The organism is Streptomyces sp. NPDC004561 (genome assembly GCF_053602155.1).
In genome coordinates this window covers 1-7,271 of sequence record NZ_JBSGDB010000443.1, presented here as the reverse complement: position 1 = coordinate 7,271, position 7,271 = coordinate 1, and the positions used below count along the sequence as shown (strand labels likewise).

Here is a 7,271-nt window from a genome sequence, read left to right as displayed (position 1 = left end):
GCTCCCGGATCGGTGGCGGCTCAGTGGCCGGTCTCCCCGCCGTTGTCCCTGCGGTCGAGGGCGCGCTGGAGGGCGGCGGCGGCGTTCTTGCGGTCGGAGTCGCTCGCGTGGGACACGTGGCGGACTCGGCGGCGGACGGTCGTCTCGGCCATGGAAATCGACTCCTTCGGCAACCTGGAGTATGGCGATGAGGGGATACGAGACGCCGGATGGGGCGGGGAGCGACGGCCGCAGGGGTTGCCTGCACGGGCCCGGCTCACGACCGCCATTCGCTTGATCGAGCGAGACGTTCGGCTTCTACAAAACTAAGGGAGCAGGCCGCTTCTGTCTGCCCAATTACTCGGACTTCCTACTATCTGAGACGGCGGACCGGGTCACACCGCCCTGAACTGGCCTTTCGTGCGTTCAGGGGTGTCTCCGGCCGAGGCGGCGCGGGGGGGAATCCCGGTCCGGGCGGTGCGGCCGGCCGTCAGGTGATGTCCCCGTCCCGCCAGTCGAACACCAGCTCATGGGCCGGGTCGAGCGGTCCGGCGAGCGCGGGCCGCACATAAACGCCGCCCTCCTCCTCCGGCAGCCGCACGATCCCGTGCGGGCCGAGGGCGTGCACCTGCCCGCTCCACCGCCGCCAGCCCCGGGCGGCGTACAGCGGGGCGCCGTCCTCGCTCGCGGCCAGCGCGCCGAGGTCGTAGGCCCGGTCGATCACCCGCTCCAGCTCCGCCGTCACCCGCCCGCCGAGCCCGGTGCGCCGCACATCGCCCCGCACGGCGACGGCCTCCACGTACCCGGCGCGCAGCCAGCGCCCCCGGTGCCGGATCCGGCGCAGCACGACGGCCCCGTGCGCGGCTAGCCCGGCGTCGTCATGGACGAGCACGTGCAGGCCCCCGAGCGCGTGGTCCCAGTCCTCGTCGGAGAAGTCCCCGTCGAACGCCTCGCCCAAGAGGGCACGGACGGCGCGGAGTTCGGCGGGGCCGAGGCCGGCGGTGTGGACGAGGCGGAGACGGGGGGCCATGACTCCAGTATCACCCCTAACCTCTAAAATGCGCTTGACAAGTTAGGTGCGGCTGCCGGTGCCGGCGCCGACCGAGAAGCGGAGGCGGCCCCGGAGCCGTCGCCGGGTCCGGACATGGCTACGGGCCGGGAAGCCTGCTCGGATGTCAGGCTTCCCGGCCCGGGTTCGCTGGGGCTGATCAGCCCATGTGCGGGTAGCTGTAGTCGGTCGGCGGGACCAGGGTCTCCTTGATGGCGCGGGTCAGCGTCCAGCGCAGGAGGTTCTGGGGGGCACCGGCCTTGTCGTTGGTGCCGGAGGCGCGGCCGCCGCCGAAGGGCTGCTGGCCGACGACGGCGCCGGTCGACTTGTCGTTGATGTAGAAGTTGCCGGCCGCGTAGCGGAGCTTCTCCATCGTGTGGGCCGCGGCGGCACGGTCGTTCGAGATGACCGCGCCGGTCAGGGCGTAGTCGGAGACCGACTCCATCTGCTCCAGCATCTCGTCGTACTTGTCGTCCTCGTAGACGTAGACGCCGAGGACCGGGCCGAAGTACTCCGTCCGGAAGATCTCGTTCTCCGGGTCGGTGGACTCGATGACGGTCGGGCGGACGAAGTAGCCGACCGAGTCGTCGTAGGAGCCGCCCGCGACGATCGTGCAGGTCGGGTCCTCCTTGGCACGGTCGATCGCGGCCTTGTTCTTGGCGAAGGCACGGTCGTCGATCACGGCGCCGATGAAGTTCGACAGGTCGGTGACGTCACCCATGGTCAGGTAGTCGACCTCGGCCGCGAACTCCTCCTTGAAGCCCGAGTTCCAGATGGAGGCCGGGATGTACGCGCGGGAGGTGGCGCTGCACTTCTGGCCCTGGTACTCGAAGGCGCCCCGGGTGAGGGCCGTCTTGAGGACCGCGCGGTCGGCGCTCGGGTGGGCGACCAGGAAGTCCTTGCCGCCGGTCTCGCCGACCAGCCGCGGGTAGGCGCGGTACTTCTCGATGTTGTTGCCGACCGTCTTCCACAGGTACTGGAAGGTCTTGGTCGAGCCGGTGAAGTGGATGCCCGCGAGGTCACGGTGCTCCAGGACGACGTTGGAGACCTCGATGCCGTCGCCGGTGACGAGGTTGATGACGCCCTTGGGCAGACCCGCCTCCTCCAGCACTCGCATGAGCAGGACGGCCGCGTGCGTCTGGGTGGGGGACGGCTTCCAGACCACCACGTTGCCCATCAGGGCGGGGGCGGTGGGCAGGTTCGCCGCGATCGCCGAGAAGTTGAACGGCGTGATCGCGTAGACGAAGCCCTCCAGCGGGCGGTGGTCCATGCGGTTCCACACGCCCGGGGAGTTCGCCGGGGGCTGCTCGGCGAGGATCTGGCGGGCGTAGTGGACGTTGAAGCGCCAGAAGTCGACCAGCTCGCACGGGCTGTCGATCTCCGCCTGCTGAGCGGTCTTCGACTGGCCGAGCATGGTGGACGCGGCGATCGTCTCGCGCCACGGGCCGGACAGCAGCTCGGCGGCGCGCAGGATGATCGCGGCGCGGTCGTCGAAGGACATGGCGCGCCAGGCCGGCGCGGCGGCCAGGGCCGCGTCGACGGCATCCTGCGCGTCCTGCCGGGTGGCGTTGCGCAGGGTGCCGATGACGGCCTTGTGGTTGTGCGGCTGGACCACCTGGAACGGCTCGCCGCCGCCCATCCGCTTCTCGCCGCCGATGGTCATGGGCAGGTCGACCGGGTTCTCGGCCAGCTCCTTGAGCTTGGCCTCCAGGCGGGCGCGCTCGGGCGAGCCGGGGGCGTAGCCGTGCACCGGCTCGTTGACCGGGGTGGGGACCTGGGTCACAGCGTCCATGAGATCCTTGACTCCTTGTACGTGAGCGGGTGTTCGGGCTCAGCCCTTGCTGACCATCGAGCGGAGGAAGAAGCGCAGGTTCGCCGGCTTCTCCGCCAGGCGGCGCATGAAGTAGCCGTACCAGTCCGTGCCGTAGGCGGTGTACACGCGCATGCGGTGGCCCTCGGCGGCCAGCCGCAGGTGCTCGTCGCCGCGGATGCCGTACAGCATCTGGAACTCGTACTCGTCCAGCTTGCGGCCGGCCTGGTGGGCCAGCTCCTGGGCGATGGAGATGAGGCGCGGGTCGTGGGACCCGATCATCGGGTAGCCCTCGCCCTCCATCAGCGTCTTCAGGATACGCACGTAGGCCTTGTCGATCTCGTGCTTCTGCTGGTAGGCGACCTCGGCGGGCTCCTTGTAGGCGCCCTTGACCAGGCGGACACGGCTGCCGGACTCCGCGAGGCGGCGGGCGTCCGCCTCGGTGCGGAAGAGGTAGGCCTGGATGACGCACCCGGTCTGCGGGAAGTCCTTCCGCAGCTCCTCGTGGATGGCGAACATCGAGTCGAGGGTGGTGTGGTCCTCGGCGTCGAGCGTGACGGTGGTGCCGATGGCCGCGGCGGCCTCGACGACCGGGCGGACGTTGGCGAGGGCCAGCTCGTGGCCGCCGGGCAGCGCCTGGCCGAACATGGACAGCTTGACCGACATCTCGACGCGCGCGCCGAGCTCCAGTTCCTCGAGCCGGTCGATCAGCTCCAGGTAGGCGTCCCGGGCGGCGGCGGCCTGCTCGGGGGTGGTGATGTCCTCGCCGACGACGTCCATCGTCAGCTCCAGGCCCTTGGCCGTCAGGTCCCGGACGATCGGGACGATGTCGGTCACGGTCTCACCGGGGATGAAGCGGTCGACGACCTGCTTGGTCACCGGAGCCGCCGAGATCAGGCGTCGCATCCGGTCACTGCGCGACGCGGCGAGAATCACGGGACCCAGCACGGGGCACCTCCACAGACAAAGCACCAGAACGGCCATCACCCGACCATTCGGGTACGGCACGGAGAACCACCGTGAAACCTAGGGATCTCTTCGATCCTCGGCCACGGACAGCTGTCACGCATCCGCGCACCAGATCTCAGACAGATGTATGAGGGCCGCCGGGAAATGCGGGAGAATACCGGGGTGACGGCCGACTACCAGGGTGACTACCAGGAGCTGGTGGACGAGATCTCGGAGCTGCTGGGCGTCCCGGCGACCCTGGAGAACCGCGACTTCGAGCTGATCGCCTTCGGCGCGTACGACTCCGAGGACGAACTGGATCCCTCCGCCCTGGACCCGGTGCGCACCCGCTCGATCCTGACCCGGCGCTCCACCGCGACCGTGCGCGCCTGGTTCGAGGGCTTCGGCATCACCCGGGCGACCGGGCCGGTGCGGATCCCGCCGAGCACGGAGGCCGGGGTGTACCGCGGCCGTATCTGCCTGCCGGCCCGCCACCGGGGCGTCGTCCTCGGCTACGTCTGGCTCCTGGAGGGCGACGCGGGGCCGACGGACGCGCAGCTGGCCGCCGCCATGCGGGTGGCGGGCCGGATCGGCGCGCTGCTCGCGGACGAGGCGGAGGCCGGGGCCGGGCTGAGCCGGGAGCTGCGGGCCGTGCTCACCGCGGAACGCGGCTGGCAGCGGGACATGGCGGTGGCCGAGCTCCGCACCGCTCTGGGCGCCCGCGCCGACGGCCCCCTCACCCTGGTGTGCGTCGCACCCTGGCCGTCGGCCGACCCGGACGACGCCCCCGCCGCGCGCACCGTCCCCCACGCCACGGCGCTGTGCACGCTGCCGTGGGGGACGTCTGCGCAGAGCCTCGCGCTGCTGGTGCGGCTGCGGACCACGGAGGTGAGCACCCCCGCGCTGGCGGCGGCGACGCGGCTGCTGAAGGAGGCCGGGGGTGCGCGCGGGGGGCGGGGCGCCGCGGCGCGCGGGGCCGGGGCGCGGGTGGCGGCCGCGGCCGCGGCGGGGCTCACGGGAGCGGCCGGGGCCGCCGCGGGAGTGGGGAGCGCCGCCGGGGTCGGCGAGCCCCGTAGCGGTCTCGCCGAGCTGGGCACGGTGTGGCAGGAGGCCTCCGCCGCCGCCCGGGCCGCCCTGGCCGAGCCACGGCTGGGGCCCGTCGCCGAGTGGCGGGGCATCGGGCCGTACCGGCTGCTGACCGCGCTGCCGCCGGAGTCCGTGCACGATCCCGTGGCCGGCCCGCTGCTCTCCCCCGCCCACCGGGAGCTGGCCCGCACCGCGGAGGTGTACCTCGACTGCGCGGGCCAGGCCGGCCGCACGGCCGCCGAGCTGGGCATCCACCGGCAGACCCTGTACTACCGGCTCTCCCGCGTGGAGCGGCTGACCGGCCTGGACCTGGACGACGGCGAGGACCGGCTGCTGCTGCACATGGCGTTGAAGCGGGCCCGGCTGTAGAACGGGTCCGCCGACGGCGCCTCAGCTCTTGCCGGCCCGTTCGATCACGCGTCGCAGGCCCTCTGTCAGCTGCCCGGCGTCGGTGGCCGAGTCCGCGTCGAAGAGCCACTGGACCATGAGGCCGTTGAGGAGGGTCATGTAGAAGCGGCCCTCGGTCTCGACGGTCTCCTGGTCGAGTTCGGCCTCCGGGATGCCGCTGAACAGGGGCACGAGCCCCGATCGGCCCTCCTTCTGCGCCTCGGCCAGCAGCTTGCGCACCTCCCCGAGCCGGTCGTCCTGGAACATCAGCTCGAAGCTGAGCAGCCAGATCGCCCGCGACTCCGGCACGGTGCGGATGATGACCTCCCACGCCTCGCGAAAGCGCTCCAGTGAGCCCGGCGGCTGGGTGAACTCGCCGCTCAGGGCCGGGTCGAAGCCTTCGCCCACGCCCTGGATCAGCGAGACGTACGCCTGCACCAGCAGCGCGTCCTTCGACCCGTAGTGGTAGCCGATGGACGCCAGGTTGGTGCCCGACTCCTTGACGATGTCCCGCGCGGTCGTGCGCAGGAACCCCTTGTCCAGCAGGCAGCGCTTGGCGCCTTCCAGCAGATCCTCACGGTGTCCCATGCCGCCACCCTACCGCGCGATCCATACAACCGTCCTAGACAACTGACTTATACAAGCGTTCTAGACAAGCGTTTAAGACGTGCGTACAGTCCTCGGCATGACGAACCCGACGAGCACCACCCCGATCACGTCCCCGCCCTCCCCCACCCGCGCCGGACGCCGCGAGTGGACCGCTCTCGGCGTGCTGATGCTGCCGCTGCTGCTGGTCTCCATGGACGTCTCGGTCCTGTACTTCGCGACCCCCGCGATCAGCGCCGACCTCCACCCCAGCGGCACCCAGCAGCTGTGGATCTACGACATCTACGGCTTCGTCCTGGCCGGCCTGCTGATGACGATGGGCTCGCTCGGCGACCGCATCGGCCGCCGCAGGCTCCTGCTGGCGGGCGCCGCCGCCTTCGGCGCGGCCTCGCTCCTCGCCGCCTACGCGAACAGCGCCGAGACCCTGATCGCGGCCCGCGCGCTCCTCGGCATCGGCGGCGCGACCCTGATGCCGTCGACCATGGCCCTGCTGCGCACGATGTTCACCGACCCGGCCGAGCGGGCGAAGGCGATCGGTCTGTGGTCCGGGGTGATGACCGGCGGCATCGCCCTCGGCTCGGTGATGAGCGGCATCCTGGTCGAGCACTTCTGGTGGGGCTCGGTCTTCCTGGTCAACCTGCCCGCGATGGCCCTGCTGCTGGTCCTGGGCCCGGTGCTGCTGCCCGAGTCGAGGAACCCGGAGCCGGGCCGGTTCGACTGGCCGAGCGTCCCGCTGTCGATGGCGGCCGTGCTCCCCGTGGTCTACGGCCTGAAGGAGATCCCCTCCGAGGGCTGGCACCCGCTGTACGTCGTCTCGATCACCGTCGGCCTGCTCTTCGCCGCCCTGTTCGTTCGCCGGCAGCGCACCCACGCCTCCCCGCTGATCCCGCCGGCCCTGCTCAGGGGCCACGGCTTCACCCCGGCGCTGGTCCTGAACCTCGTCTCGTCGCTGGGCATGATGGGCTCGGCCATCTTCACCACGCAGTACCTGCAGTCGGTCCTCGGCAAGAGCCCGCTCGATGCCGCGCTGTGGAGCCTGCTGCCCTCGGTGTTCATCGGCGTCGCCGGCCCGCTCACCGCGCAGCTCGTGCAGCGGGGCGTCGACCGGGGGTACGTCGTCGCCGGCGGCTTCGCGACCATGGCGGCCGGCTTCGCACTGCTCGCCTGCACCGGCACCGAATCCCTGTGGCTGGCGCTGACCGGGGCCGGCGTCCTCGCCTGCGGGGTGGTCGCGATCATGTCCCAGCTGACCGACCTGGCGATGAGCGCAGCGCCGGTGGAGCGGGCGGGTACGGCCTCCTCCCTGCTGGAGAAGTCGTACTACTCCAGTTACGGCAAGGGCGTGATCGACGTGGCCGGGCCGGGCGGCGACAAGTACCAGATCCCGGACACGCCGTCGCACAACGG

General features: G+C 71.4%; 7 protein-coding genes. 2 read left to right on the top strand and 5 right to left on the bottom strand.

What is annotated here, in order from left to right; genetic code table 11:
* Nucleotides 1-20: 20 nt before the first annotated feature.
* The 4 genes from ACWEN3_RS37160 to ACWEN3_RS37145 all read right to left on the bottom strand — a co-directional run bounded on the left by ACWEN3_RS37160 (nucleotide 21) and on the right by ACWEN3_RS37145 (nucleotide 3,785).
* Nucleotides 21-152, bottom strand: a complete 132-nt coding sequence (locus ACWEN3_RS37160) for a hypothetical protein (protein WP_107423614.1) — start codon at nucleotides 150-152, stop codon at nucleotides 21-23.
* Nucleotides 153-469: 317 nt separating this feature from the next.
* Nucleotides 470-1,009 carry a GNAT family N-acetyltransferase gene (locus ACWEN3_RS37155; protein WP_452980340.1) on the bottom strand — a complete coding sequence of 180 codons (540 nt, stop codon included), beginning with the start codon at nucleotides 1,007-1,009 and terminating at the stop codon, nucleotides 470-472.
* A 178-nt stretch (nucleotides 1,010-1,187) separates the two neighbouring features.
* Nucleotides 1,188-2,819, bottom strand: coding sequence for an L-glutamate gamma-semialdehyde dehydrogenase (pruA, locus tag ACWEN3_RS37150; protein WP_452980337.1), 1,632 nt, complete (start codon nucleotides 2,817-2,819; stop codon nucleotides 1,188-1,190).
* A gap of 39 nt (nucleotides 2,820-2,858) precedes the next feature.
* Nucleotides 2,859-3,785, bottom strand: a complete 927-nt coding sequence (locus ACWEN3_RS37145) for a proline dehydrogenase family protein (protein ID WP_452980334.1) — start codon at nucleotides 3,783-3,785, stop codon at nucleotides 2,859-2,861.
* Nucleotides 3,786-3,950: 165 nt separating this feature from the next.
* Here ACWEN3_RS37145 and ACWEN3_RS37140 point away from each other — a divergent pair, with 165 nt between their 5' ends.
* Nucleotides 3,951-5,240 (top strand): PucR family transcriptional regulator, encoded by a 1,290-nt coding sequence (locus ACWEN3_RS37140; protein WP_452980331.1) that lies wholly within the window; start codon nucleotides 3,951-3,953, stop codon nucleotides 5,238-5,240.
* Between the two features lie 21 nt (nucleotides 5,241-5,261).
* On the opposite strand, the gene ACWEN3_RS37135 is transcribed toward ACWEN3_RS37140, so the two are convergent.
* Entirely contained in the window at nucleotides 5,262-5,846 is a 585-nt protein-coding gene (locus ACWEN3_RS37135) for a TetR/AcrR family transcriptional regulator (protein WP_452980328.1), read from the bottom strand.
* Between the two features lie 97 nt (nucleotides 5,847-5,943).
* On the opposite strand from ACWEN3_RS37135, the gene ACWEN3_RS37130 reads away from it, so the two are divergent.
* On the top strand, nucleotides 5,944-7,271 hold a 1,328-nt coding region (locus ACWEN3_RS37130; RefSeq protein WP_452980326.1), incomplete at its 3' end, for an MFS transporter.